Below are 26,419 nucleotides of genomic sequence, written 5' to 3'. Positions count from 1 at the left end.
CCCCTAAGGGTCGTTAGCTCAGTTGGTAGAGCAGTAGACTTTTAATCTATTGGTCCCGCGTTCGAGTCGCGGACGACCCACCATTCTTTCTTAGGGCTTCTTTCTTTCATCTGCTATACTTTTTAAGATGTTAAAGAAATGAAACCTGCAAGTTCCGACCAAGACAAACCATCACCCTCCGGTTTTGATTCGCCATTCTCGAAATTTTGCTATACCGATGCTGCGAAGTATCATGCTTGTCTTGCTAGATTAAGTATTTGGCCTGAAAAATTTTAGATGACAAATATTCCCTAGTATTCAAAACTACGCGCTTCGCTTATCTTGCAAAAATTTTAAAATGTTATTTTAAAATTTTCTCAGGGTTGTTAGCTCAGTTGGTAGAGCAGTAGACTCTTAATCTATTGGTCGTGGGTTCGAACCCCACACAACCCACCAGATTTTTACGCTGTTATTAGGTTTCAGCAAGATCATCTTATTGATCATTTATATATAAAAAACACTATAAAATTTTGTTTTAATTCTTTTTTATTGTTCTATTTTTCATCTTTATCACGCGTCAGCACATACGTTTTTGCCGGTTTCGGATCACTATGTTTAGACCTTTCTTGATTTTTGCCGTCGCCAGCATTGCGGGTTTTATCCATTTCGATCATCAAATGATCGCGGTCTTGAATCATATAGTAGAAATTCCCTCCTTCTTCACGATGTACAATAATTTGATGATCCGTCTCACCCAGCGTCCACATGTCTTTGCTGTATGCGGTGCTGCCGTCTGCACTCACCGGCCGATCTGCAAATATTTTGCCGTAATGAATAATGCTGCGGTGCGCCTTGCCGTCCGGCAGCAGATTCAAGATCAGTTCCGCCGTACCCTGCTTGCAGGAAATAAAGCCGTCATCACAGGGAATGCTGGCCTGATAGCGGCCGGCGTAAGCTTTGGCTTGTTCCGATATCTGATGGTTCAGCTGCGGCTGTTCGGCTTTAAGCGTGACCTGCCCTGCGGCTTGCGCCAAATTTCGGCTTGGCGCTGGCTGAGTTTCCGAGGCAACAGCATCTTTCGCATTCACGGCTGAAACAGTTTCAGAAGCGGAAGAGTTCGGATCATCCAAAGGCGCTGAGAACTTCCCGCACCCCGCAAGCAAGCTGCCTGCACACAAGGCCAGCCAATGCACTGAATCCTTAAAATACTTTTTTACCGCATATTGCATCATGTACCGTTACCGCTTTGAGGCTGGATTTTTTGAAGATCCGCTGCCGGAATGTGTCATTTCAGGCTGCGGCGCGCAAGTATTGCCTTTCAGAGAAATATTAATATATCTCATTGTTATATATAAAAAAAATATACAGCATGCGGCTTCCTTTTCATTCTAATCAGGTCGGGTGGCTTTTTTAATCAGGCTTTACATATTTTTACGTTTTCTTGGCATGCATCCCTTTAAATCATCAACTGCGTCACCATTTCTATTACATGAGCAGGAGTTTTTGCTCTGCCCGATTGTGAATTTTAGAATTTTAAGGAGACTTCAATGGCCAATGTTGGTTTATACCGTTCCAGCCGCTCGAATATGATTGCAGGCGTGATGGGCGGTATTGCTGAACGTTTTGGTTGGAATGTGACTTTGTTGCGCATTATTTTTGTGGTCATTTCCTGCATGAGCGCAGCTTTCCCAGGGATTTTGGTTTATCTCATTCTATGGCTGGTCATGCCAAAACAAAATCCAGCCTATGCAAACATGCCGGGCTATAAAAATCCGGTACGCACCATTCATGATGATCCGCTGAACTAAGGCCGGTCAGATTATCCCTTAGACCGATTTTGGTCGCTGCAGTAATTCCCCTAAATGCTGCAGCTTTTTTTTGCCTGCTATTTTTCGGCTAATCTCCGCTTTCACGCTGCTGATTTAGCTGCCGGTTGAGAACCGCAATCATGTCTGCACGGCTAATGATGCCGACCAAACGCTGCTGCGCCACGACCGGGATATAATTAAACGAGCGCTCAACAAAATACGGCACCAAATCCTGAATCGGCTGCAGCGGCTGCACGGTCACCACTTGCGGGCTCATAATCTGATAAACGTGGTTTTCCCAAGTGGCTTTCGGATCAGCCGCCCGCTTAAACCACTCCACCACATCATACAGCGCCAAGGTTCCCACCAGCCGGTCCAAATCTGTCACCACCGGCAGGCTCATCAGATTCACCTGTTTGAATTTTTCCAGTGCAGACTGAATATCATCCTCAGCACGCAATGAAATCACTTGCCGCGTCATAATATCCTGACACGTGAACTGGTTCACGGCACGGGCATTGGCCAGCGTTTGCGCTTCTAAAATGATTTTCTGCAAGTCATATTCACTGATATCCAGCAATTCAGTTTGATGCTCCAGCACGTTCTGAATATCCGCGGGCTGAATGGTGACTTTCTGTGTCGGGGTTGGCGCCGCAGTCCGGGTATTCAGCTGAGCTTTTTGCGGATACTGCTTGCCCAGCAAACGGTTATAGACAATCGCCACAACCATCAGCAGCACTGAATTCAGCAGCACCGGATAAAACCAAAAATAATAGCCCAGCTCATGCACCGCATCGCCCCCGAGCACTGCCGTAATCGCGACTGCGCCACTCGGTGGATGCAAAGAATCTGTGGTCATCATCAGGATAATCGCCAAAGCGACCGCCACACTGAAAGCTTCGGTTAAGTTGGGAATATACAGGGCGCAGGTCACGCCAATCAGCGCGGCAATACTGTTGCCGACCACCATATTCCACGGCTGCGCCAGCGGACTGGCAGGTACGGCAAATAATAAAACCGAGGAAGCGCCCATCGGCGCGATATACCACGCATTGAGGTCACCCAAGGCCAGCCAGCTGATATATGAAGACAGTCCTAAACCAATGAGCGCCCCAATCCCGCAAAGCAAGCGGTCTTTGAGAGGCAGCACTTTAAAGTTCGGTTTGAGCGTATTGAGCCAGTCAGCTTTGGAATGAAACACAGTTTGCCTGATTGATTGTTCGAACAGATGGGCGATTATAAAACGAAGTCCATAATAAGATGTATTTGTTTTACACCTTTGTCTTATAAAACTTTCTGCTGAACAATGCTCAATCCTGCATATACCCCAATGGGCAGAATCACGCCCGCGAGCCAGCCATTCACTCATCTCTCTTATTTCATTAACGTTTTACAACAAAACCCAGACAGGCTGGCTGTTTAAAATTTCCTATAGTCAAAAGACCTATAAAAATATTTGAAAGGAATGGCCAGAATGAATAAAAAGATCTTCGCAATGTGTACCGTCTGCGTGCTGGGCTTGGGTTTATCGGCCTGCTCCAAAGAGCCTCAACAAGCTACCCCATCAGCCCATGATAATACGCCTCAAGAAACCGCCCCAGCCGAAGCTGCAAAAAATGAGAACGATCTTATTCGTGAACCCGCGCCTCAGCCGGCTTTGGCTGAAATGCCCATGAGTAAAGGCACTTTAGCTTTACAAAGCGTCAAAGTGACCGGAAAAATTTTAACCGTGAAGGTGATGGCTCAACCCAATCCTGCCCCAAATGGCAAAACTGAATTTATGAGCACGTCCATTAATTTGTCACAAACCAATTATATTGACGATGACACAGCAAAAAAAGTCGGACTGCTGCAAGATGATGCTGGCGTTTGGATGGCTGCGCCGTTAAATGCAACAGACAAAGCCATTAGCAAAGCCAGTTATGATCCTATTTTATTGACCTTTAAATTCCCTGCGCCGCCTGAAAGCACCAAAACCGTCAGCATTAACCTAGGCAATGCTGGTTCTTTTGACGGCATACCGGTTGAACGCTAATGAGAAAATTACTGTATAGCGCAGGCTTAAGCTTATTGATTGCAGGATGTGCGGATTCCAAAACCGATCCGCCGCCTGCTCAGGCTGAACAGAACACCGCAGAAATAGACAACACTCAGACTACGCCAGAGCAGCAGCCGAAGCCGCCTGAGCCGAACCAACCTCAGGCGGAAGCCAGCAATTTATCGGCTACCGGTTCCGACCTCAGTGCAAACAATAATGAATTTAATATTCAGGTGAATTTAAGTTCGGACGTACTATTTGATTTTGGTAAGGCCTGTTTAAAACCCGAGGCTGAACCTGAATTACAGCAAGCAGCCGAGACCTTAAAAAGTAAAGGCAAAGGTATCATTGCCATTGTCGGTCATACCGATAATATCGGCTCAGATGCGGCCAATCAAAAGCTGTCTTTACAACGTGCTGAAGCGGTGCGTGATTATTTTAAAGCTCAAGGCATTGATTTAAATTATCAAGTCAGTGGGATGGGAGAAAGTCAGCCACTTGAACCGAACACCCTATCCAATGGAGAAGACAATCCTGAAGGCCGTCAGAAGAATCGACGGGTTGAAATTGTGATTAACAAAACCAGAAGCTTGTCTGAATCATAACGCTTTGATAAAAAAGCCTTGATAAAAAATGAGTCCAAATGGCTCATTTTTATTTTCCGCTGTAGAGTTATTGATATTGGATTTTGATTCTTTTATTCAAAAATTTCTCTAAACGATGGACGCGCCAAAGCCGCACAGCAAATGGTCATTTAGTAGCGATATTTTATCATTCGATTTGCGTATACTGCGCCAAGTCACTTGAGTTGTAAAAGACAGATACCCTGTTGGTTATTTGGGATTTTTGAAAAATCGTAGGCTAAATTTTCTTAAAGATATTGATTTTATCTATCAGATTTAATCGATTACACATCCTATACTCAATACATAACGTGGGCTGCCCTGCACCTCAGTCACTTCATGTCGATACAAATCTGGCCTAAATAATTTAACTCTCGATAAATTAATAATATTTTGCTCACATATAAATTCACCACCTGCTTTCGATTTTTTAATAATGATATTCAACCTAAAATGCCGCCCCTGCTGTACCGGGTCTTGATGTGATGGAATCATTGAACCTACAGGAAAACGAAGAAAATAGGCATCACATTTAAGCCCTAAATGGTTTTGTAATAACAACATTTTGTCATAACCCGAATGCTGTCTTCCTTTTTGCCACCGCAACCACTTCGAATCCATAAGCCTTTGAATCATTTTATTATTCCTAAAATTTGTTGTATTTTTATAGCACGATAATCGTTGATAACGGTATCACTGATTAAGTTTTCTCGTCGCGGCTATGTCCCATCAATTATATTCAGACCCATTTAAAACCTGCAGCGCCTTTATTCTATCCCGCATTAAAAGCCCACTTGTTCACGCGAAACCTTTGCCACACCCCCCGAAAGTCCCTATAATTGAGCACAATTTTTATCTAATTTTAAGTGGATGACCATGAGTCGCGCCATATCGCATATTGATACCTTCCAAGGCTTAATTCTTGCCTTACAAAACTACTGGGCTGAACAAGGCTGCGTCATTCTTCAACCTTACGATATGGAAATGGGTGCTGGGACATTCCACACTGCAACCTTCCTACGCGCTTTAGGGCCTGAAACTTGGAACGCAGCATACGTTCAGCCGTCTCGCCGTCCGAAAGATGGCCGTTATGGTGAAAACCCGAACCGTTTGCAGCACTACTACCAATTCCAAGTGGTATTGAAGCCAAACCCAGACAACATCCAGCAGCTTTACCTCGACTCTCTTGAAGCGATCGGGATTGATACCCTTACTCACGACATCCGTTTCGTGGAAGATAACTGGGAATCGCCAACACTCGGTGCTTGGGGCTTAGGCTGGGAAGTTTGGCTCAACGGTATGGAAGTGACTCAGTTCACTTACTTCCAGCAAGTTGGCGGTGTTGAATGCTACCCAGTGACAGGCGAAATCACGTACGGTCTTGAACGTCTTGCGATGTATTTGCAAGGTGTAGACTCTGTTTACGATTTGGTTTGGACCAAAGGCCAGTTCGGTACAGTAACTTACGGCGATGTGTTCCATCAAAACGAAGTAGAGCAATCAACTTATAACTTTGAATATGCCAACGTTGAAAAAATGTTTGAGCTGTTCGACTTCTACGAAGCTGAAGCGACCCGCTTAATGGAAGCTGAACTTCCATTGCCTGCTTATGAACAAGTGATTAAAGCATCACACAGCTTTAACTTACTCGATGCACGCGGCGCAATTTCAGTGACTGAACGTCAGCGTTATATTTTACGTGTCCGCACCTTGGCGCGTGCGATTGCACAAAGTTATGTGGCTGCTCGTGCGAAACTCGGTTTCCCAATGGCAGAACCGCATCTACGTGATGAAGTTCTGGCACAGTTAAAAGCGCAAGTTGAAGCAGAAGCAAAAGTTGAATCTAAGGAGAGCAAATAATGTCTAAACATACAGTATTGTTCGAATTAGGCTGCGAAGAACTTCCACCAAAAAGCTTAAAAAAATTACGTGATGCTCTGCAAGCTGAAACAGTAAAAGGCTTAAAAGATGCAGGTCTTGCATTTGACGCAATCGAAGCTTATGCAGCACCACGCCGTTTAGCATTAAAAATTGTCAATGTCGATGCTGCGCAAGCAGACACGCAAAAACGTTTTGACGGTCCTGCCAAACAAGCAGCATTTGATGCGGAAGGCAAACCAACCAAAGCGCTTGAAGGCTTCATGCGTGGTCAAGGCATTACCGTGGATCAAGTTTCAACTTTCCAAGCCGGTAAAGTTGAAAAAGTGTGCTACCTAAAAGACGTGAAAGGTCAAAGCCTTGACGTTTTATTGCCACAAATTTTACAAACAGCGTTGGACAACCTGCCAATTGCAAAACGCATGCGTTCTGCGGCTAGCCGTACTGAATTTGTACGCCCTGTAAAATGGGTGGTATTGCTCAAAGACAGCGACGTGATTGATGCAACGATTCAAGATCACAAAGCAGGCAACGTGACTTATGGTCACCGTTTCCATGCACCTGAAGCGATTACGTTGGCCAATGCTGATGAGTATTTAGCAAAATTAAAAGCTGCACATGTGGTTGCTTCTTTTGAAGAACGTCAAGCAATCATCGACCAGCAAGTAAAAGCGCTTGCTGATGAGGTGAATGCGATTGCGATTGTCCCAAGCGACCTTCGTGACGAAGTGACTGCATTGGTTGAATGGCCTGTTGCCCTTCGTGCTAGCTTTGAAGAGCGTTTCCTTGCTGTGCCGCAAGAAGCGTTAATCACTACGATGCAGGACAACCAGAAGTATTTCTGTCTAGTAAATGCAGATAATAAACTGCAGCCTTACTTCATTACCGTTTCAAATATTGAGTCTAAAGATCCGGCTCAAATTATTGAAGGGAATGAAAAAGTGGTTCGTCCACGTTTGTCAGATGCTGAATTCTTCTTCCTACAAGACCAAAAGCAACCGCTTGCGTCACGTAAAGAAAAACTTGCGAACATGGTATTCCAAGCTGAATTGGGTACGCTGTGGAACAAATCTGAACGTATTGCGAAATTGGCGATGGCTTTATCTGCAATCACCGGTGCAAACCCTGCGGATGCTGAAAAAGCGGCATTACTTGCAAAATGCGACTTAACCTCCGAGCTTGTGGGTGAATTCCCAGAACTTCAAGGGATTGCGGGTACTTACTACGCACGCATTGAAGGCGAAAATGATGAAGTGGCGGAAGCTTTAGGTGAGCAATATTTACCTAAATTCGCCGGTGACGTTTTACCGAAAACCAAGACAGGGACCACGCTTGCACTTGCAGACCGTTTAGATACCTTGACCGGTATTTTCGGTATTGGTCAAGCGCCTACTGGTTCGAAAGATCCGTTTGCGCTGCGCCGTTCTGCGATTGGTATTTTACGTTTAGTGACTGAAAATGAACTGGATGTATCGATTGAAGAATTGATCAAACTTGCTTTGGCTGCGTATGGCGATGTGATTAAAGATCACGCTAAGACTTTGGTGGATGCAGTGGCATTCCTTGAAGGTCGTTACCGTGCGAAATACGAAGATCAAGGCGTTGAAGTGGATGTGATTCAAGCGGTTCAAGCTTTATCACCAAAATCACCGCTTGATTTTGATAAGCGTGTTAATGCGGTAAATCATTTCCGTAACTTGCCTGAAGCTGCGGCTTTGGCTGCTGCGAATAAACGTGTTGCCAATATTCTTGCCAAAGAAGCTGCGCCTGAAGGTGCTGTGGTTGAAGCGAATTTGGTTGAAGATGCTGAAAAAGCATTGTTCGCTGAACTTGCTAAAGTAACGCCTGTGGTTGAGCCGTTATTTGCTGCCAAAGATTACACGGCTGCTCTATCTGCACTTGCTGCCCTTCGTGCGCCAGTCGATGCGTTCTTTGACAGTGTCATGGTGATGGCGGATGATGCTGAATTGAAAGCAAACCGTTTGCGCATGCTTGCTCAGCTTCGCGACTTGTTTACGAAAGTGGCTGATATTTCAGTACTTCAGCATTAAGACTTAAATTATTGTAATTTAAGAAAAACCCCGCTATAAACTAGTGGGGTTTTTTATTAAAAATGAGCATGGAAAAATTAGAAGTATTTCTTATCAATTTATTTATGTTGGGTGAAAATTTTTCCACCTATAATAATCAGCGAGTTCGAGATACTACAACGATACAGTGTGAATGCTTTAAGTTTGAATTTAAACAACTTAATATCAAACAGAAGCAGAAAGACTTTGTTAATCAGAGTATTATTACAACTAAAATTACTATTGAAAATATCAGTTCAGATCAGATTGAACAAATTTTAGGAATTATTGATGATTTTTGTTGGCTGTTATCTTTTATACAGCAATCACCTGTTTGCCGCCATGGCTATAAAATTAATTCTAATGAAAGCTGGACATCTTGTTTAGGAGTTATTGCCAATCCTCCTAATAATATTATTGAAAGTTATGGAAAAGAAATTCGTAATTTTATTGAGCAAGTCTATCCAACTTTTAAAAAATTAAAATCAGCACGGCAACTAACCGTAATCTTTGGATATTTATGTGAAGCAAATAGAGCCTCATTAGCCTTAGAAATCTCTCTTATTTCACATTATGTTGCGATAGAAAATCTTAAGAATACCTTTGCCTTAGATAATAACTATGAATATTTAGGACAAAATTTCACACATAAAGATTTTCCACATCTAGATAGTGCACCTCTAGATATAGAAAATTATTGGCCGCCCAAAGGAAAAAGAAAAAAGTATATACATAAAACATATGGTCAAATTTCATCAACTGAAATGACTTTAAGAATGTTTGAAGCTAATAATTTTCAAAGGGCTGAGATAACGCCATTCTTACATAAACGCCATACAATGATTCATGAAGGAATTTTATTACCTTTTGGTGACATTAATTATAGTAAACAAGCAATGGAAGACTTACGAGATGTTAGTGATTTACTTCGACAATACCTACTTACTCTTATAAATTATCAAGGTTCTTATTATTTAAGCCGAGATCGAATAGGGCCTTCTGGGCTTATCACTTAATATCCAACTAGCCAACCTAACCTCAATTCCCTATACTCAAACCAACAACACTCAACAAGAAAGAATCGTATGAAACTGAAAACGCTCATTTTGACTGGTCTTGCGGGTATCGCGCTTACAGCATGTACAACTGCGCCAAAAATCCAAACGGTAGATTTAGGGGTACTGCAAGAAGTCAGCGGCTTAGACGTCTATCCAAACACAACAAACAACAAAGCCAAACTCACCAAATTTGCAGACAAATGCGTGATTGAATTTACCGGCAATCTTGAAGCAGGCAAAGTCATCGAACAATGGTCATTTAAAGGCTTAACGCTGATTACTGGCGGCTCAGCCACATTTGCCAAAGACGGCACCAGCACTGCAACCAACTTTGACCTGCACGCGCCAGACGTACAGAAAAACTTCCTTGCGCTGCGCCACAACTTCCATAAAGATGCTTTAGCGCAATGTGACTGATTATGCATTTTTCATCATCTGCCTATTTACACAGGCAGATGATGAAAGCCCATTTTTACAATTTAAATTTAAAAACCCGCCTAAAAATCATAATAATCATTTAAATTTCAAAATCTTATATTCATCACATACATTTACACCTCATCACAAAAAGCGCCTGAACGTATTTTCCGTGTAAAACATTGTGCTGCTTTTATCACAAACCCTCATTTTTCAAAAAAATACTTCTAAGATGATTTCCTGTCTCATCCCAAGGTGAAATTATTTCACAATCAGGTTTCACCCAAGAGGTATAAGTTTAAAAATGAATGTATCGAATACAAAATTATTGAAAATCACAGCCATTGCTGCAGCACTTTTTGCAGCCTCTCCCCTTGTCTTGGCCAATACTGCTCAAGTTTCAGCAAAGGCCGATCTGAATGTGCAAACCAATCAAGAATCCAGCGCGCTGCATAATATCGGCCAAAACGTCAAAACTGCGACGCAGAAAACAGGACATGCCGTTCAACATGCCGCGCATAAAACCGGTGAAGGCATTGAACACGGCGCAGAAAAAACCAAAGCCTTCAGCCAAGACAAATGGCAAGACACCAAAAATCTTAGTGCCGGCACAGCCCAGGCAGCGAAAGAAAAAACTGCCGAAATCAAACAATCCAGCGCCGAAAACAGCGCCAAAGTCAAACAGTCCCTGCATGAAACGTCTGAAAAAACCAAAGGCTTTATCACTAAAAAAGCCGGTCAGTCGAAAGATTTTGTCACAGACAAAGCCTCTAAAACCAAAGCCTTTGCCCAAGAAAAGACGGCTGAACTGAAACAGAAGCATGCAGCTCAGCCACATAGTACAGCCGTCAATGGCCAGGTTCAGGCAGAACTCAACACCCCAGCCGGCAATGCGCATATTTCATCTGAATCAGACGCATCTGCAGGCGCAAAATAGCGCCGCCGCGCGGTGTCATGGCATAAACACAGCCGCATTGCATGAAAGGACATCTTCTCCAGAGATATTCTTCGAAAGGCCCATTCATCTGGGTCTTTTTTTTTCATCTCTACAAAACCCGAAGCGCAAATCAGGCTGCTGATCATTCACATGGCTAAATTTTTTAAATAGACGATAAACAGTGAATCCTCAAGCTCCGCCTCATGGATCTGATGCTTTGCATTACAAGCTGTATGAATTTCGCTGCCTTCTCATGCAAGCTGGGCCAACATGCCTATAATGTTGAACAGAAATAGGCCTTTGCGCCACACATAACCGACACTGATTGAGGTGCCCGCAGCATGCTATTGATTAAAAACGCTTTAGGCTCGACCTTAAAAACCGCCCTTTGCACCGGTCTGGTTTTCGGCTCTGCGGCCCTTTGGGCGCAAGAACCGGCACCCGCAGCAGCCCAAACCGGACAGCAGGCTGAAAAACCGGTGAAGCCTTATGGCGACAACCCGAATATTTTCCATGTTTGGGCTTATAAAACACAGGAAGGCGTGATTAATACGGCCAATCGCGTTGGCAATGCGGCTGAGCGCGGTGTTGGCAAAATCAAGCCATCGGTCGATCAGGCTTGGGATAATACCAAAGACGCCGCCAGCAGCACTGTGCAAAAAGCAGATGCCGGCGCGCAAAAAGCCGCGCAGAATGTGAATACCAAAATTCAGGAAACCAAAGAAGCGCTGGGCGGCAAACCCAGCCAGCCTGCGCCGATAGAACAGCGCTCGCTGAGCGAACCGTCAACATCGCCCAGCAGCTATCAGACTGCGCCTATAACGCCTGTCGCAAGCCCAACTGCACCAAACAGCGCTGGCACCAAAGCCTATCCGGTGACGGATTTATAAGATTTATAGAGCGTGTTCAAAACACACTGAATTGAATATTAAAGCCCATCCTTTGATGGGCTTTAATATTTAAAAAATAGAATATTCACCGCAAAAAATGGATGCTGCAGATCGTTGCTGAATTCGCAGCCAAACACTGAATCATGCGGTTTTAGGCCGTAAAATAGTTTTCCACACAGATCAAAAAGTTATCCACAGATGATGGAATTTTCATCATAAAAAGCATTTTTAGGGCCGAAATCCAGTCTGCCCTGCGATGCTTAACTCACCTGGCGGATCGGAAAACCGGCTTTAAAGGCTTCGGCATTTTCAATCATCTGCTGCACGATACGCTGGCGCGCATCGACACTGCCCCATGCGCTGTGCGGCGTAATGATTAAATTCGGCAATGTGCTGCTGTCCAGCAGCACATTGCCGTCTTTCGGCGGTTCAACAGTTAAAACGTCTGCCGCCGCGCCGGCAATTTGACCTGACTTCAATGCATTCGCCAATGCCTGCTCATTCACAATGCCGCCGCGCGCGCAGTTAATCACAAAAGCGCCAGGCTTCATTTGCGCAAAGGCCGCGCTGTCCAGCAAATCACGGGTATCTTCAGTTAAAGGGCAATGCAGGCTTAAAAAATCCACTTGCGGCAATAATTCCGCAAAAGGCACCCGTTCAGCCGCAGCCGGACGTTTCGGTAAAGACGCAATCATAATTTTCATGCCGAAAGCCTGCGCCAGATGCGCGACTGCTTTGCCCAGTTCCCCATAGCCGACAATGCCCAATGTTTTGCCGGAAAGTTCAATAATCGGATAATCCAGCAGGCAAAATTGCTTGGCCTTGTTCCATTCACCTTGCTGCACATCGCGGTCATACTGACGGAACGATGTGGCGAGATTCAGCATCAGCATCAGCGTATGCTGCGCCACAGCCGCCGTGCCGTAGCCTTGGCAATTGCATACGGTAATGCCCTGCTGCTTGGCATGCGCCAAATCGACATTATTGGTGCCGGTCGCGGAAATTAAAATCAGCTTCAGCTTCGGGCACTGCTGCATCACTTCTGCAGAAATCAGCACTTTATTGGTGATAATGGCTTCCGCCTGCTGCACGCGTTCCAGCAGCAGCTCCGGCGGCGTCACCTCATGCATGGTCAGCTCATCAAAAACAGCATGCAGGCCGCTGAAATCTAAATCGCTTTTATCCAATGACTGAAAATCTAAATATACGGCTTTCATCTGCATCCTCTGCTTTATATCCTTGCCGGCTGGCGGCGCATTAAGGCATTAAAGCCAAGTCCAGCGCGCTTTTCAAGCCGTATTTCTGTGATTTTTAAACGCAGCAGGCCAGAAAAAACCCGCAAAAATGCGGGCTTATCCGTGTATAGCGCCAGCGGCGCCATAAAATGCCGCTCTGCGAAAATAAGGCCATCAGCAAGCTTGCAGCTGAAAAGGCCTTTCAATCTCCAGCTGCCGATTCAGCGCTTATCCAGATCACTGCGCAGCGAACGGCGGATCTGAATCACCACATACACCGCCAATGCGCCCACCACAATCAATCCCAGGCTGAGTACAGCGGCATGAGCACTGAAACCCTGTGCAGCGGCCGTTCCCGAATATAAAGCCGCCGCGATAAAGCAAAATACAGCAGGCATTGGTTGAGAATGCATACTGACCACCCCGCTCATTCTGATCTTCTATTTAAAATCCATTTTATGAACATGATGAAACTTTGTTCGATATCGATCTTAATCTGAATACAGAAAAAAGCAACTGGCTGCTTTTTATCCCTTTTTAGACTTAAGGCTTTTCCAGCTGCGGCACAAATTTGCAGTCCGCATCCAGGCGGTCCGCAAAATGCGCAGCGCCCAGCTCATCGGTGCTTAAATTCAGCTCTTTATAGCTGATGGCATAATAATCCGCATATTTTTTCATCATCAGCGGATGCATGCCTAAAGGCAGTTCATCCTGCACCAGCACCAGTTTCATCATTTGACGGTCGTTCATGACAATCATATAGGGCTGATCATTCCAGCTGATCTGCACCAAGCCATTGCCCTTGGCATAAATCGGAATCAGGAATTTATGATTCAGCGCAATCGCGCCGGCCGCATAGCTCTCAATTTTCTGGCTGATGACATTAAATACCAAGCCATGTTCGTAGACATCCTGCAGCAGGCTGCGTTTTTCCTGCGGCATGCTGACCTGAATGCCCAGTTTGGCCAAATCCTGCTGATCGACCTGCTTATTGCTGAACAGTTCGCGCAGCAGCGTCTGCTTCTGCTTGGCGTCAAAAAACTGATCATCCAGCGCCAGCGCATTGCTTTTCAGGATCTGCCCCAAAGCCTCTTTGTGGCGGGGCAAAAGATTTTCAATCACCTTGCGGTAATAAAACTTGCTGTTCTTTTTCACACGGCGCATTTTTTGGTAGAAATAGCCGGCATCAAAAGGATGGCGCAGGAAATCATGCACCAGCTCTGAACTAGCCAAAACCGCAATGGCATCATGGTCGGTATAAGGCAAATGCAGCAGGTGCGCATGCGGAATCAACGGCTTCAGATGCTCGATATGCACGCGGTCCGCCGCATAATAAGGGTCAAATATCACAATATATTCACGTTCTGCAGAAACATCTTCAGCGCGCACAAACATCTCGCCATTCAGCTCCGGCTGATAGAACATGTTGTAGCGGGTATCTTCCACATCATCCGGGTTGATGGAATACTGCGGCACCATCGCCACAATGCGCTGCACATCCAGCAGGTTGGAATATTTGATGGCCGCATAGCCGCCCATAGAGCCGCCATAGGCAATGCGCTTCTTAAAGGGCGCAATCACGGATTGAATGCTGTCCATCATGGCCAGAATCGAGCTTTGCGGAAACCATGATTTCTGCTTCGGCATAATGCCGATCACATTAAAATCAAATTTATGCAGCGATTTTTCTGCATTCACACTCAGGCCTTTGGCCCGGGTAATTAAATCACCAAAGGAAAAAATCAATTCTTCAGACGAACCTTTGAGGAAAATGACCCGAATCTGCTCATCTTCAAAAATAATTTGCTTATCCATCATTACACCGTTTTCAAGTCCTTTGGCATTCTTCATCTAATAGTCAATATACAGTCAAATTTGCAGTTCATAGGATTATGCTATTTTATAATGGAGTCGAAGATTAAAAATTGCAGAATATGACACAATCATTACATCCTGCCGCTGAAAAAGGCTTTGGCAGCGCCGCCGCACTGTATCAGCAAGTGCGCCCAGATTATCCGGCAGAGATCAGCGCATGGCTGAGGCAGCAGCTGAATTTAAGCGCTGAGGATGCCCTGCTGGATCTTGGCGCCGGAACCGGAAAATTCCTGCCCTATCTTCAAGCCATCAGCCCGCGCTTGACTGCGGTTGATCCTGTGCCCGCCATGCTGGAGCAGCTGCGCCAGGCGCATCCAGGCGTACAGGCCATTCAAGCGTCCAGCCATGCCATTCCCTTGCCTGACCAATCCGTCCGCGCGGTGTTTTGCGCGCAGTCGTTTCATTGGTTTGCCACGCCGGAAACACTGGCGGAAATCAGCCGCATTTTACAGCCAAACGGCGATTTGGTGCTGATCTGGAACCAGCGCGATATTAACACGGATTGGGTCAAAGCCTTAGCCGATCTGCTGCTGCCGCTGGAGGGCGATACGCCGCGCTATCACAGCGGCCTGTGGCGCAAAGCGTTCGAACAGCAGCCATGGTTCCATCTGGAGCAGAAGGCAACATTCCGCCAGCTGCACCACGGCACAGTTGAGCAGGTCGTATCCAAGCGCCTGCTGTCCACCAGTTTTGTTGCCGCGATGCCCGAACAGCAGCAGCTGCAGCTGAAACAGCAATTTGAACAAACTGTATTTGAATTGACCGGCAAACTGGCGCAAGATGAAATTGATTTCCCATATACAACGCATGTGTATGTCTTTAAAAAAACATCTGGAAAATAGGTGCAGCATGCAAAAAATATTCAAATGCCTCAGTTTGACCGTCTTGGTCAGCGCAGCGCTGCTGTCTGCAGGCTGTGACCGCAGCAACAATGCGGAAAAGCCCTCGACTGACCTCTCGCAAGACGATCAGATCATGCGCGAGCTTTCAGCGGAACCTGTGAAAGCTTTTGCCAAAACGCCCAATGACCAGCAGGACATTCAGGCGCTGACTGATTTTGACACGCGCTTTACCGCAGTCAGTGATGAAATGGAAGACGAATTGATGCGCATGAAGGAAGATGGCTCCTTAACGCCGGAGTTCGCCCTCAGCCGCAAGCAGGACAATATCAATTCGGCCCTGACCATGCTCAAAGCGTTGGATTTAAAAACCGAGCAAGGCCGCTATATCCAAGGCTTGATGTATCAGTACTGGGATAATCAGGGCAAATTGCTGCAGCAGCCATCGGCAGCGCAAAATACGCAGATTGCCAGTGATAAAAATCCAAGTGAAAATGTCAAAGGCCTGGGCCAGTTTATTCATGCGCAGGAACAGCTGGAACATTGGCAGCAGCAATATCCATCCATTCCCTCTCCTGCAGAAAAGCAGTAAGCCTCTCAAAATAAAAAGGGTTCAGATGAACCCTTTTTTACGGCAGCCGCTTATTGACGGCAGCTTTTTCCACGGCTATCTATTTCAAATTAAGGCCGTTCCGCATACTGCGGCAATGAATCACAGATCTCATCCCATTCGGCTTTGGATCCGGCAAAAATATGCATGGCTGGTTTTTGCGCTAAAGGCGTATCTAAAGTGCCGATTCTTAAACGGTAAAAATCCGGGGTTTCAGTTTTAATGCTGATGATCGGTGAGCCGCAGCTGCCGCAAAAACAGCGCTGCGTGGTTTCAGTCGACTGGAATTTTTTCAGCAGCGCCTCGCCTTGCACGATTTTAAAATCCGTTTTGCGGATCGGCGCATTCACCGCGTAGGCCGCGCCATTGGCCTTGCGGCAGCGCCGGCAATGGCACTGCACCATTTCGCCAATCTCGCCATGAATTTCATATCGGATGCCGCCGCATAAGCAGCTGCCGCTATAGATGTTTTGTTCGGTCATGCTTGGTATCCCGTCCTTGTGCTGATCATCAAATTAACACAGCGCCATAGACGGGATGCAAGAAAAGATGCAGATTATTGCGCCATTAAAAAATGATGCACGCCTTCCCCAGCTGCCCGCCCGGTGGCAAAACAGGCTGTCAGCAGGTAGCCGCCGGTGGGCGCATCCCAATCTAGCATTTCACCGGCGCAGAACACCGCCGGATGCGCTTTCAGCTGCAGATCTTCAGTCAATGCTTCACGCTTGATGCCGCCTGCACAGCTGATGGCTTCTTCAATTGGGCGGAAACCTGTCAGCGGTATTTTTAAGGCTTTAATCTGCGCCGCCAAGGCTTCGGGCTGTGTCCACAAAGCTTTATCTGTCAGTTCCCGGACTAAATTTGCTTTGGCCGCATCTAAACCGGCTTTACGCCAGACATTGCTCAGTGACTGCTTTTTGCCGGGCTGCAGTTTTGCCGCCAGCTGCTGTGCCGTTTGATCCGGCAGCAAATCCAAATACAGCGCCATCGGCTGCCGCTGTTTGAGCAAATGGCGCAAAGCCCGGCCCTGTTTATAAATCAGGCCGCTTTCCAGCCCATAGTACGAAATCACAATATCCCCAGTCGATTTCGCGCCATGCCCCACCCAAGCCTCAACCCGCTTCAGCGGCTGCCCAAACACCGGCTGCATAAACTGAGACCACGGAATTTCTACGCCCGCATTGCTGGCTTGAAAAGGCTCAATCTCCTGACCATTCAGCCACTGCTGCCAAGCGCCATCACTGCCCAGCTGTGACCAAGACACCGCACCGCAGGCCATCACAATCGCATCAAAACGCTCATCAAAAGTCTGCACCTGCAGCTGATCATGCAGCCTTAAGGTCTGCTGCTGCAGCCCCTGCACCTGATGGCGGTAATGAAATTTCACCCCATGCTGCGCCAGCCGTTTCAGCCACGCGCGCAGCAGCGGCGCAGCCTTCATTTCAATCGGAAATACACGGCCAGACGAGCCAATATAGGAATCGATGCCCAGATCGTTCATCCAATGCTGAATCCATGCAGCATCCCACTGCGTCACCCACGGCGCCAGCCAATCCGCCTGATCGTAACGCTGAATAAACTGCTCCACAGGCTCTGCATGTGAGATATTCAAGCCGGTTTTGCCCGCCATTAAAAATTTGCGGGCTGCCGACGGCTTTTGCTCATAGACATGCACCTCATAGCCATACTGGCTCAGCAGCTCGGCCGCCATCAGCCCTGCCGGGCCTGCGCCAATAATCGCAATGCGCTGGTTCATGGCGCTTATTCCGCCGCTGCCGCCGTCTGCCCCTGCAAAGGCTGAAATTCATCAAAACGCGTGCTGTAGCCTTCCGGCTTGGTGATGATCAGCTGCTGGCACAATTCACCGCGCTCCAGATATTTAATTTCAAAATGCGTACGCGCCGAATCAGATGCAATCACTTCTTTCACGAAAGGCAATTTCCATACTTCGATCAGCTGCTGCTGCGCTTCGGCAATATACTCTGGAATATTGCTGGCCAAGGTGATCTGACCGCCGGTTTTTAACCGCGACAGCAGAAATTCGAAAAACGGCATATTCAGCCAGCGCTGTGCAGGATTATGCGGCTCCGGATTCGGATACAAAATAAAAAACTGTTCCACCTGCGCCGGAAACAGCGCATGCACCACCCATGGCAAGGCATCGGCATGCACAGGCTGCAAATTCTGCTGGCCTTCCAGTCCGTGCTGTTTTTGCATCGACAGAAATTTTTCGCGGGTGCGCTCAACCGCAATCAGCTGCTTTTCAGGATGCTGCGCGCTGAACAGCAAAGCATGCTTGCCTTTGCCTGCGCCGATTTCCACACAGACCGGCTGATTGGCAATCGCTTGAAAATCACGGGGAGCATGCATGCGCTGCGCTTGAAATTGACGAATCGGCATAATCAGATCAAACTAATAAAAACGGCATAAGTCTAACAATTGTGGCTGTATTTGCCTAATTGATTTGCCAATTTCGAACCGTCTGCTTTTTTGCCTGGAGCTTTGCCATGCCAACCACTTTAAAATGCCCGCGCTGCGGCAAACTGACCACATGGGAAAACAATGAATACCGCCCATTCTGCTCAGAGCGCTGCAAGATGATTGATTTAGGCGCATGGGCCAATGAAGACTACAAACTTCCCACTCAGGATGCGCCGCAAGCTGACGGTTCTGAAGAATAAAAAAGCGTTATTCCTCTCTTTTTTTCTTTTGAATTCAGAATAGTGTCACATAACCCCGGTAAATTCGTGCCTGCATAATCAAGATCACTTGATGATCAAAATAAAAAACATGCGTGAATATTTTCAGGGGGAAACACTCAAGGATGAAAGCTGCTTTGCTGTATGCCGTTTTCGGCTTATTGGTGCTGCTCAGCATCTGCTGCCTGGTGCTGGGGATACTTCGTTCGGATCTGATCATTGCCGCTGCAGGCATGCTCTTAGGCATTGCTTCAGTCATTCTGCATATGGAAATCCGAAAGATACTCTCCAATCCCTTTAAAAAAAACTGAAGCCAAATGCTTCAGTTTTTTGATTGAGCGGCCTTTACATTCATAAACTGAAATGGCCCGCCACATGATAGATGAAACATCATCAACAGCCGATCAGCCCGCTTTGCCTGCAACAAATGGATTATGCTGCTTTTCAAAGCCAATGGTGCTCATCGGGCCATGGCCTGAAATAAACTGTGTTTCATCCGGCAGGCTGAAGCATTCGCGCTGAATCGAATCCAATAGCTGCTGATGGTTGCCGCGCGGGAAATCCGTCCGGCCAATCGACCCTTTAAACAGCACATCGCCGGTCCATAAGAGGCCGTAATTGCTGTTGTAGAACATCACGTGGCCTGGCGTATGCCCAGGCGCAAAACGCACTTCAAATTCTTCATTGCCCAATTTCAGCGTTTCACCGCCTTCCAGCCACTCCGTCACTTCAACTTTTTCCGGAATCGGAAAGCCATAACGCGCGGAAACCTCCTGAATCATGTCCAGCCAAAACGCATCTTCTTTATGCGGGCCAATCACCGGCACATTCCATAGATTTTTAAGCGCGCCCACCGCGCCGGCATGATCCAAGTGGCCATGCGTCAGCCACAGCGCCTTCACATTTAAGCCCAGCGCTTCCACTTCCGCCTGCAGTTTTTCAGGCTCACCGCCCGCATCAATCAAAACCGCCTCTTTGCTTTCAGAATCCCACAGAATGGAACAGTTTTGCTGGAATGCCGTGACCGGCACAATTTTGACTTGCAGCATATGGTGGAACCTCGAAATCAGTGGGCTAATGTGTGCTTTAAGGCGTCAAGATTAGCTTGAAGCAGCGCATTGAGCAATTGCAAATGGTCTTCACGGCTGTTGAGTGCCGGAATATAGCTGTAGCTGCCGCCGCCGGACTGCTGAAACAGCGCCGCATTTTGCAGCGCCAGCTCTTCCAGCGTTTCCAGACAGTCAGCCGAAAAGGCCGGACTCATGACCTGCACCGATTTCACACCGGCCTTGCCCCAGGCTTCTAGCGTTGCATCGGTATAGGGCTTGACCCATTCCTGCTTGCCAAAACGCGACTGAAAGCTGATCGCCCATTGCTCATCACTCAAACCCAGCTGCGCTGCCAGCAATTTGGCCGTGATACGGCAACGTTCGGCATAAGGATCGCCTTTATCTGCATACGGTTGCGGAATGCCGTGAAACGACATCAACAGTTTTTCCGGATTGCCATGCACAGCCTGATAATCCTGCACGCTTTGCGCCAAAGACTGGATAAATAAAGGATGCTGATAATAATCGCGGATCAAGGAAATGCCCGGCAAATTGCGCTGCTGCGGAATCCATTTGGCAATTGCATCAAACAGCGGCGCGGTCGATGTTGCCGAATATTGCGGAAACAGCGGCAATAAAATCATATGATCCTGCGGATCTTGCGACAGCTGCTGCAGCAAGGCATCAATGCCGGGATTGCCATAAGTCATGGCAGGCACGACATTCAGCTCAAACTCAGGATACTGCACCGTCAGCTGCTGTTTTACCGCCTGCACCTGCTGCAGCAGAATTTCCCGCATCGGGGAATCATTTGACCAGACCATTTCATAGGCATGCGCGACCCGTTTGGGGCGGAACGGCAAAATAAATAACCGCAGAATCAGCTGCCAAATCGGCTTGGGAATTTCAATGACGCGCTGATCGGATAAAAACTGCTTTAAGAATTGGCGCACTGCTGGAACAGCTGGCGAATCCGGCGTACCCAGATTGGCCAAGATAATTGTGATTTTCGCTTTCGCTGCAGCCGACATCAAACCATTCCAACTTAAATGAATATCTCTACTTTATCAGCTTTTGAATAAGTTCATAAACGGATTAATATTGAGCTTTAAATTGAAAAACTCGATCATTATCCAATAAATTGCTTTCCATCAGCTTTTGCGCTTTAGCCGTCACCTGCCACAGCATGCGCTGACGGTCATCCCGGCCGGACTGAATAATCCATTCATTTTGACGCATCTGCATTTTGATGCTGTGCAAAGCGCGGATATTGATTTGCGCGCGGGCAACCGCATGCGCGCGCGGCATCTCCATGCGGGCATCCTGCAAGCCGGTTTCATTCAAATATTCATTCATGCGCTTCGAGAAGAATTCTTCCGGCGTCGGATTGACAAACGTCGCTCCCAGCACCGCCAGCAGCTGCGCCCAGGTCATTTTTTTCTGAATTTTAAGCTCTTTAAAGTTGCCGTCCTGATACACATGCATGCGGTATTCAAAGGCGAAAAACTCATGCATCGAGACTTTCGGCAAGGTCAGGAAAGGATCGGCTTCACGCTTGCCGGATTCGGTTTCCAGCTGCTCCAGCTTGCTTTTCAGGCGGTCGATTTCATCTTGCAGCACTTGCGTATTCTGCGGACGCACCCAGCCCAAGACCGGATAGCGCTCCAGCATTTGCGTCATATTAAAGCGCACTGCCATTTCCAAATCGCGCAGGCTGCGGTAAGTAAAGACCTGATCGACTTCATGCTGTAGCAGTTTGCGGAACTCCTGAAATTTGTCGCGCAATTCAGGCTTGTCGTCATGCAAAGCATTGTCGCGGGAAGCGGGATCATCATGCATAAAAACAATAATCGGTTTTTGCTTGGTTACAGCATAGATATATTCCAGATGCATATAGCCCACGCCAGAGACCGACTGTTCGCCATAAGCGCTGCCCAGCAGCATCACCACATAATCGCAATCATCAATTTGCCGGCGCGCAAAGGCCGTGCTTAACGGTGTGCGCTGTTCCAATCCCCAAGAGAAGAACCCCATTCCGACCAGGGTCTGCGCCAAAATCATCCGTTCCGGCTGCATTTCCGCGCCAGATGTTGAAATAAAAACCTGATAACGCTTATCGAGCATTGGTTATCCTCATTCCCATGCCTACTGCAGTGTGATGCGCTGATGTGCCGCATGCTCTGGCTGCAATAAGACTTCCCCAATATAAAGACTTAATCTATAGATAATTATTACTTTAGCAATGCGCAGAAGAACTTTATTTGCTTTTAAGCGCCGATGTTATTCACCGTCCAGTTCAAGTCCGCTGAAATGAGACGGTTGAGAATCGGCTTTAAATTTTCTGCATTTTGCCCGCTGACATAGCACTCAATACGGATGGCATCAGCACAAGCTTGCTCAAATAATAACTCATTTTTAATTAAAATGCGGGCTGTTTGACGCGCAACGGCAAATCCTGAGTCAATTAATGTCAGTTTCTGACCAAAAATATGCTGAATGGCAGGTTTTAAGAACGGATAATGCGTACAGCCCAAAACTAAAAAATCTGCGCCTTGGTTGACTGCCGGCTGCAGAATTTCACGCAGCGTCTGCAGGCAGGCTTCGCTCATTTGCGCGCCTGCCTCAACAAAAGGCACTAAATCCAAGTTGGTGATCGGCATCACCTGCACCTGTGCAGGCTTGGCAAAATGCTCCATCACTTCTTTAATCAGCTGGCCGCGGAATGTTGCTGGGGTTGCCAAGACGGCTACTGTTTTGCTTTTGCTTTGCAAAACGGCCGGTTTTAAAGCCGGCACCAAGCCAATGATCGGAAAGTTTTCACCATAATGCGCACGCAGATAATCCAGACTGAAGGCTGACGCCGTATTGCAGGCCACCACCGCAACTTTGCAGCCTTTGCGGTACAGCCATTCAATGGCATGCGCCGTGAGTTCACGGATCTCCTGATCATCCCGCGGGCCATAAGGCACATGCGCCGTGTCGGCATAATAAACAATGTGCTCATTCGGCAAATAACGCGCAATTTCCTGCGCCACAGACAAGCCGCCAATTCCCGAGTCAAAAATTCCAATCGGCGCATCAGCGCCTGCTTTCGGCATGGGATCATCAAGCGGATAGATGGGATGGATTGCGGTCATGGCTGCAGTTTCAAAAAATTGAATTTCGGGATGGTGAAAGCTTAAACCTCAAGCGCCTAATTGCAAGTGAAAATCACCGCTTTTCAAGCTTAATATGGTTTCTCCCTGCGCATTTTCAAGCATCTCGCCAAGCTCAATCAAATGAAAAAAAGCCGCTCGCTGAATCAGGGCATTCAGCCCAAAGCGCACAGCAACATAAGGCCGAAGCTCACCGGCAAATTCCCGCATAAAAACCGGATGCTGCTCATCGACAATTATTTCATCCTGCGTACTGGAGATCAGCTGAATATAGCGTTGCCCATTCAGTTCAATCACATTCACTTGATTAATGAATAAAGGTTCATCTTCCACCTGAATTTCGATCTGTTCCGCAGGCGTCTTTAAATAAAACTTTCCATCCTCTTTCCACAGTACGCTGGAGAACAGGTCAATCAGCGGCTGGCGCTTGATCAATTGACCTTCGTGCCACCACTCGCCATTTGCTTTCACCTCTAAATTCATGGCTCCGCAGTGCTTTGGATGCCATTTGTCTAAAGGCAAAATTGACTTTTTGTGACCGGACTGTCCATCTTTTAAGTATTGTGCAAGATCCATTAAATTTTTATTATCGCCAAGAGCTGCTGTTTTCGTCGGAATTGGTGTTTTTTCTTGATTATTCATAGCAGAAGACCCTAATGACGGCAAAATAATATGATTCAGCCAATTGGCTAGACCAAGGTTTAAAACTATACTAGCCCACAATATAAATGACACGATAATTTATTTGTGTCTAGAAACTGAGAACACTCATGGCAGCGCCGTTTTTAGAGTCAAAACGGTAGCCACCTTTAAAACCAGATGAGGAGTCCTACATGGAACACATCGAACGTGAATCGATGGAGTTTGACGTAGTCATCGTTGGCGCAGGCCCTGCCGGCCTTTCAGCTGCGATTAAAATCCGTCAACTTGCAATTGAAAATAACCTGAACGATCTGTCCGTTTGTATCGTGGAAAAGGGCTCCGAAGTCGGTGCGCACATCCTCTCTGGCGCTGTGCTTGAACCGCGCGCCATCAATGAATTGTTCCCAGACTGGAAAGAACAGGGCGCGCCTTTAAATGTGCCTGTGACTGAAGATAAAACTTTCTTCTTATTGTCTGATGAAAAATCACAGGAAGCACCGCATTGGATGGTGCCGAAAACCATGCACAATGATGGCAACTATGTGATTTCACTGGGCAACGTGGTTCGCTGGTTAGGCGCTAAAGCGGAAGAACTTGAAGTCTCAATCTTCCCGGGCTTTGCAGCGTCTGAGATTCTGTACCACGAAGACGGCACAGTAAAAGGCATTCAAACCGGCGACATGGGCATCGGCAAAGACGGCGAACCGACGCACAACTTTACCCCAGGCTATGAACTGCACGCGAAATACACCATTTTCGCTGAAGGCTGCCGCGGCCATTTAGGCAAGCGCCTCATTGCTAAATTTGACTTGGATAAAGATGCAGATCCGCAGCATTACGGCATCGGCATTAAAGAATTGTGGGAAATCGATCCAGCAAAACACAAGCCTGGCCTGGTGATGCACGGCGCAGGCTGGCCTTTAGCTGAAACGGGTTCTTCAGGCGGCTGGTGGCTGTACCATGCGGAAAACAACCAAGTGACTTTGGGCATGATTGTTGACCTGTCATACACCAACCCGCACATGTATCCATTTATGGAAATGCAGCGCTGGAAAACACACCCGCTGATCAAGCAGTATCTGGAAGGCGGCAAGCGTATTTCTTATGGCGCGCGCGCTGTGGTGAAAGGCGGTTTCAACTCCCTGCCTAAATTCACTTTCCCAGGCGGCTCTTTAATCGGTGATGATGCAGGTTTCCTCAACTTTGCGAAAATCAAAGGCTCTCACACCGCAATGAAATCAGGCATGCTGTGCGGTGAAGCGGTGTTTGAAGCCATTGCTGCCGGTGTTGAAAAAGGCGGTGATCTGGCGATTGCCCGTGTGACCGAAGGTGAAGACTTCTTCGCGAAAGAATTGACGGCTTACACAGATAAGTTCAACAACAGCTGGCTGAAAGAAGAGCTATACAACTCACGCAACTTTGGCCCTGCGATGCATAAATTTGGTCAATGGATGGGCGGCGCGTTCAACTTTATCGATCAAAATGTCTTTAAAGTGCCATTCACGCTGCATGATTTGCAGCCTGATTTCAGCGCACTGAAAACTGTGGATGCTGCGAACTTCAAGCCGAATTATCCGAAACCGGATGGTAAACTGACATTTGACCGTTTGTCTTCAGTGTTCGTATCCAATACCGTGCATGAAGAGAACCAGCCTGCGCATTTGAAACTGACCGATGCATCGATTCCTGTAAATGTAAACTTGCCAAAATGGGATGAGCCTGCTCAGCGCTACTGCCCTGCTGGCGTGTATGAAATTATGGAAGAGAATGACGGTTCTAAGCGTTTCCAAATTAACGCGGCCAACTGTGTACACTGTAAAACGTGTGACATTAAAGACCCATCACAAAACATTACTTGGGTAACCCCTGAGGGTGGCGGCGGTCCGAACTATCCGAATATGTAATTGGGATAGTCCTTTCACAAGCTCATCTCCGAACATGTAATCTCAAGAGATAAAAAATAAACCCGCTTAGTGCGGGTTTATTTTTATCTCTTTCCGCACAATCTATCTGAAACTCTGATACGTAATTTTATTCTCATTCGTTCTATAGCTTCTATCAGAATAGGTTCCCAGCATTAAAACATAACATTTAAACTCTAAATTTTTAGGATAATCCACATGACACTCATTGTTATGACATATTTTTAAAAATTATCGTAGTAATATTTTTTTCAATAACTTTTTCTGTCTTTAAATTCATACTACCTTTCATCTTATAGTTTTGGACGGCTTTGTTGCATAAAGATTTTAAAGATAGAGCTTTCCTAATAGGTCGACCATGCTTGCCATGAGGCCGAACATATCATCGAGCCGCAGGATCAAACTAAATAGAGATATTTCCTCGCTTAATTAAAGCTTAGCCATACGAGGGTCAATTGATAATTCGATATTCAAGCTCTAGGCTTTTTCATTTTGAAATTATATTGCTGAAGAACCCCTTAAGAAAAGGTTTGTGCAACAAAGCCCTAATAAACCCAAAAGCAAATTGTAAAAAAAACAATTAATATCATGAAAAACATTGATATTTTTATATAAAACCATAACTTTTCATGATTTTTAATAATATTGATACTTGTTTCTAAAGTTACATTATTAAATATTAAAAATTTTCTTTTT

28 protein-coding genes and 2 tRNA genes are annotated in these 26,419 nt (G+C 46.5%); 16 read left to right on the top strand and 14 right to left on the bottom strand.

Annotated elements, in window-relative coordinates; translation table 11 throughout:
- The first annotated feature begins 7 nt into the window (after nt 1-7).
- Together ACE3T3_RS06985 and ACE3T3_RS06980 are read left to right on the top strand one after the other, a co-directional pair.
- A tRNA-Lys gene (locus ACE3T3_RS06985) sits at nt 8-83 on the top strand.
- Nucleotides 84-359: 276 nt separating this feature from the next.
- Nucleotides 360-435: transfer RNA gene (locus ACE3T3_RS06980), tRNA-Lys, on the top strand.
- A gap of 98 nt (nt 436-533) precedes the next feature.
- Here the strand turns inward: ACE3T3_RS06980 and ACE3T3_RS06975 are convergent.
- Complete coding sequence (locus tag ACE3T3_RS06975) at nt 534-1,211, bottom strand: hypothetical protein (protein WP_374665372.1); 678 nt, start codon at nt 1,209-1,211, stop codon at nt 534-536.
- Between the two features lie 315 nt (nt 1,212-1,526).
- Here ACE3T3_RS06975 and ACE3T3_RS06970 point away from each other — a divergent pair, with 315 nt between their 5' ends.
- Nucleotides 1,527-1,787: a PspC domain-containing protein gene (locus ACE3T3_RS06970; RefSeq protein ID WP_374665370.1), complete on the top strand. Its 261-nt coding sequence runs from the start codon at nt 1,527-1,529 to the stop codon at nt 1,785-1,787.
- 88 nt (nt 1,788-1,875) lie between these two features.
- Here the strand turns inward: ACE3T3_RS06970 and ACE3T3_RS06965 are convergent, their stop codons facing one another.
- Nucleotides 1,876-2,988: an HPP family protein gene (locus tag ACE3T3_RS06965; RefSeq protein WP_374665369.1), complete on the bottom strand. Its 1,113-nt coding sequence runs from the start codon at nt 2,986-2,988 to the stop codon at nt 1,876-1,878.
- A gap of 273 nt (nt 2,989-3,261) precedes the next feature.
- Here ACE3T3_RS06965 and ACE3T3_RS06960 point away from each other — a divergent pair, with 273 nt between their 5' ends.
- A complete protein-coding gene (locus tag ACE3T3_RS06960; RefSeq protein WP_374665367.1) occupies nt 3,262-3,822 on the top strand; it encodes a hypothetical protein in 561 nt (186 codons plus the stop codon).
- Nucleotides 3,822-4,430 carry an OmpA family protein gene (locus tag ACE3T3_RS06955; RefSeq protein ID WP_374665365.1) on the top strand — a complete coding sequence of 203 codons (609 nt, stop codon included), beginning with the start codon at nt 3,822-3,824 and terminating at the stop codon, nt 4,428-4,430. The genes ACE3T3_RS06960 and ACE3T3_RS06955 overlap by 1 nt, the downstream gene beginning before the upstream one ends.
- A gap of 294 nt (nt 4,431-4,724) precedes the next feature.
- Here the strand turns inward: ACE3T3_RS06955 and ACE3T3_RS06950 are convergent, their stop codons facing one another.
- Entirely contained in the window at nt 4,725-5,069 is a 345-nt protein-coding gene (locus ACE3T3_RS06950) for a 2OG-Fe(II) oxygenase (protein WP_374665363.1), read from the bottom strand.
- A 255-nt stretch (nt 5,070-5,324) separates the two neighbouring features.
- Here ACE3T3_RS06950 and glyQ point away from each other — a divergent pair, with 255 nt between their 5' ends.
- The 6 genes from glyQ (at nt 5,325) to ACE3T3_RS06920 (ending at nt 11,697) form a co-directional block, all read left to right on the top strand.
- Nucleotides 5,325-6,308, top strand: a complete 984-nt coding sequence (gene glyQ / locus ACE3T3_RS06945; RefSeq protein WP_374665361.1) for a glycine--tRNA ligase subunit alpha — start codon at nt 5,325-5,327, stop codon at nt 6,306-6,308.
- On the top strand, nt 6,308-8,377 hold the full coding sequence (gene glyS / locus ACE3T3_RS06940) for a glycine--tRNA ligase subunit beta (protein WP_374665359.1): 2,070 nt from the start codon (nt 6,308-6,310) through the stop codon (nt 8,375-8,377). The genes glyQ and glyS overlap by 1 nt, the downstream gene beginning before the upstream one ends.
- A 68-nt stretch (nt 8,378-8,445) precedes the next feature.
- Nucleotides 8,446-9,411 carry a hypothetical protein gene (locus ACE3T3_RS06935; protein WP_374665358.1) on the top strand — a complete coding sequence of 322 codons (966 nt, stop codon included), beginning with the start codon at nt 8,446-8,448 and terminating at the stop codon, nt 9,409-9,411.
- A 69-nt stretch (nt 9,412-9,480) separates the two neighbouring features.
- Nucleotides 9,481-9,870, top strand: a complete 390-nt coding sequence (locus tag ACE3T3_RS06930) for a hypothetical protein (protein ID WP_374665356.1) — start codon at nt 9,481-9,483, stop codon at nt 9,868-9,870.
- Nucleotides 9,871-10,174: 304 nt separating this feature from the next.
- On the top strand, nt 10,175-10,807 hold the full coding sequence (locus tag ACE3T3_RS06925; RefSeq protein ID WP_374665354.1) for a hypothetical protein: 633 nt from the start codon (nt 10,175-10,177) through the stop codon (nt 10,805-10,807).
- 341 nt (nt 10,808-11,148) lie between these two features.
- Nucleotides 11,149-11,697: a hypothetical protein gene (locus tag ACE3T3_RS06920; protein WP_374665352.1), complete on the top strand. Its 549-nt coding sequence runs from the start codon at nt 11,149-11,151 to the stop codon at nt 11,695-11,697.
- 260 nt (nt 11,698-11,957) lie between these two features.
- Here ACE3T3_RS06920 and ACE3T3_RS06915 read toward each other — a convergent pair whose 3' ends face one another.
- The 3 genes from ACE3T3_RS06915 to ACE3T3_RS06905 all read right to left on the bottom strand — a co-directional run bounded on the left by ACE3T3_RS06915 (nt 11,958) and on the right by ACE3T3_RS06905 (nt 14,747).
- A complete protein-coding gene (locus ACE3T3_RS06915; RefSeq protein ID WP_374665350.1) occupies nt 11,958-12,914 on the bottom strand; it encodes a 2-hydroxyacid dehydrogenase in 957 nt (318 codons plus the stop codon).
- A 239-nt stretch (nt 12,915-13,153) separates the two neighbouring features.
- Complete coding sequence (locus ACE3T3_RS06910; RefSeq protein ID WP_374665348.1) at nt 13,154-13,345, bottom strand: hypothetical protein; 192 nt, start codon at nt 13,343-13,345, stop codon at nt 13,154-13,156.
- A 130-nt stretch (nt 13,346-13,475) separates the two neighbouring features.
- Entirely contained in the window at nt 13,476-14,747 is a 1,272-nt protein-coding gene (locus ACE3T3_RS06905; protein WP_374665577.1) for a hypothetical protein, read from the bottom strand.
- A 119-nt stretch (nt 14,748-14,866) separates the two neighbouring features.
- Between ACE3T3_RS06905 and ACE3T3_RS06900 the strand changes: the two genes are divergently transcribed.
- Together ACE3T3_RS06900 and ACE3T3_RS06895 are read left to right on the top strand one after the other, a co-directional pair.
- Complete coding sequence (locus ACE3T3_RS06900) at nt 14,867-15,649, top strand: class I SAM-dependent methyltransferase (protein ID WP_374665346.1); 783 nt, start codon at nt 14,867-14,869, stop codon at nt 15,647-15,649.
- A 7-nt stretch (nt 15,650-15,656) separates the two neighbouring features.
- On the top strand, nt 15,657-16,238 hold the full coding sequence (locus tag ACE3T3_RS06895; protein WP_374665344.1) for a hypothetical protein: 582 nt from the start codon (nt 15,657-15,659) through the stop codon (nt 16,236-16,238).
- An 89-nt stretch (nt 16,239-16,327) separates the two neighbouring features.
- On the opposite strand, the gene ACE3T3_RS06890 is transcribed toward ACE3T3_RS06895, so the two are convergent.
- From ACE3T3_RS06890 to ACE3T3_RS06880, 3 genes are all read right to left on the bottom strand, one after another.
- Nucleotides 16,328-16,738, bottom strand: coding sequence for a GFA family protein (locus tag ACE3T3_RS06890; RefSeq protein WP_374665342.1), 411 nt, complete (start codon nt 16,736-16,738; stop codon nt 16,328-16,330).
- 74 nt (nt 16,739-16,812) lie between these two features.
- Nucleotides 16,813-18,012, bottom strand: a complete 1,200-nt coding sequence (locus tag ACE3T3_RS06885; RefSeq protein WP_374665340.1) for a TIGR03862 family flavoprotein — start codon at nt 18,010-18,012, stop codon at nt 16,813-16,815.
- A gap of 5 nt (nt 18,013-18,017) precedes the next feature.
- A complete protein-coding gene (locus tag ACE3T3_RS06880) occupies nt 18,018-18,662 on the bottom strand; it encodes an SAM-dependent methyltransferase (protein WP_374665575.1) in 645 nt (214 codons plus the stop codon).
- 101 nt (nt 18,663-18,763) lie between these two features.
- Between ACE3T3_RS06880 and ACE3T3_RS06875 the strand changes: the two genes are divergently transcribed.
- Both ACE3T3_RS06875 and ACE3T3_RS06870 read left to right on the top strand, forming a co-directional pair.
- Nucleotides 18,764-18,937: a DNA gyrase inhibitor YacG gene (locus tag ACE3T3_RS06875; RefSeq protein WP_374665338.1), complete on the top strand. Its 174-nt coding sequence runs from the start codon at nt 18,764-18,766 to the stop codon at nt 18,935-18,937.
- Nucleotides 18,938-19,080: 143 nt separating this feature from the next.
- Nucleotides 19,081-19,266, top strand: coding sequence for a hypothetical protein (locus tag ACE3T3_RS06870; protein ID WP_374665336.1), 186 nt, complete (start codon nt 19,081-19,083; stop codon nt 19,264-19,266).
- A 93-nt stretch (nt 19,267-19,359) separates the two neighbouring features.
- On the opposite strand, the gene ACE3T3_RS06865 is transcribed toward ACE3T3_RS06870, so the two are convergent.
- From ACE3T3_RS06865 to ACE3T3_RS06845, 5 genes are all read right to left on the bottom strand, one after another.
- Nucleotides 19,360-20,004 (bottom strand): MBL fold metallo-hydrolase, encoded by a 645-nt coding sequence (locus ACE3T3_RS06865; RefSeq protein ID WP_374665334.1) that lies wholly within the window; start codon nt 20,002-20,004, stop codon nt 19,360-19,362.
- 17 nt (nt 20,005-20,021) lie between these two features.
- On the bottom strand, nt 20,022-21,035 hold the full coding sequence (gene hemH / locus ACE3T3_RS06860; RefSeq protein ID WP_374665332.1) for a ferrochelatase: 1,014 nt from the start codon (nt 21,033-21,035) through the stop codon (nt 20,022-20,024).
- A gap of 64 nt (nt 21,036-21,099) precedes the next feature.
- Nucleotides 21,100-22,128 carry a DUF4062 domain-containing protein gene (locus ACE3T3_RS06855; protein WP_374665330.1) on the bottom strand — a complete coding sequence of 343 codons (1,029 nt, stop codon included), beginning with the start codon at nt 22,126-22,128 and terminating at the stop codon, nt 21,100-21,102.
- Between the two features lie 143 nt (nt 22,129-22,271).
- A complete protein-coding gene (murI, locus tag ACE3T3_RS06850) occupies nt 22,272-23,141 on the bottom strand; it encodes a glutamate racemase (protein ID WP_374665328.1) in 870 nt (289 codons plus the stop codon).
- Nucleotides 23,142-23,189: 48 nt separating this feature from the next.
- Nucleotides 23,190-23,801, bottom strand: coding sequence for a DUF1285 domain-containing protein (locus ACE3T3_RS06845; protein WP_374665326.1), 612 nt, complete (start codon nt 23,799-23,801; stop codon nt 23,190-23,192).
- A 191-nt stretch (nt 23,802-23,992) separates the two neighbouring features.
- Between ACE3T3_RS06845 and ACE3T3_RS06840 the strand changes: the two genes are divergently transcribed.
- Entirely contained in the window at nt 23,993-25,705 is a 1,713-nt protein-coding gene (locus ACE3T3_RS06840) for a 4Fe-4S dicluster domain-containing protein (RefSeq protein ID WP_374665324.1), read from the top strand.
- The last annotated feature ends 714 nt before the right edge of the window (nt 25,706-26,419 follow it).

It is taken from the genome of Acinetobacter sp., assembly GCF_041919735.1.
Taxonomy (GTDB): domain Bacteria; phylum Pseudomonadota; class Gammaproteobacteria; order Pseudomonadales; family Moraxellaceae; genus Acinetobacter.
The sequence above is the reverse complement of the archived record's forward strand: the minus strand, read 5'-3'. Positions and strand labels throughout refer to the sequence as shown.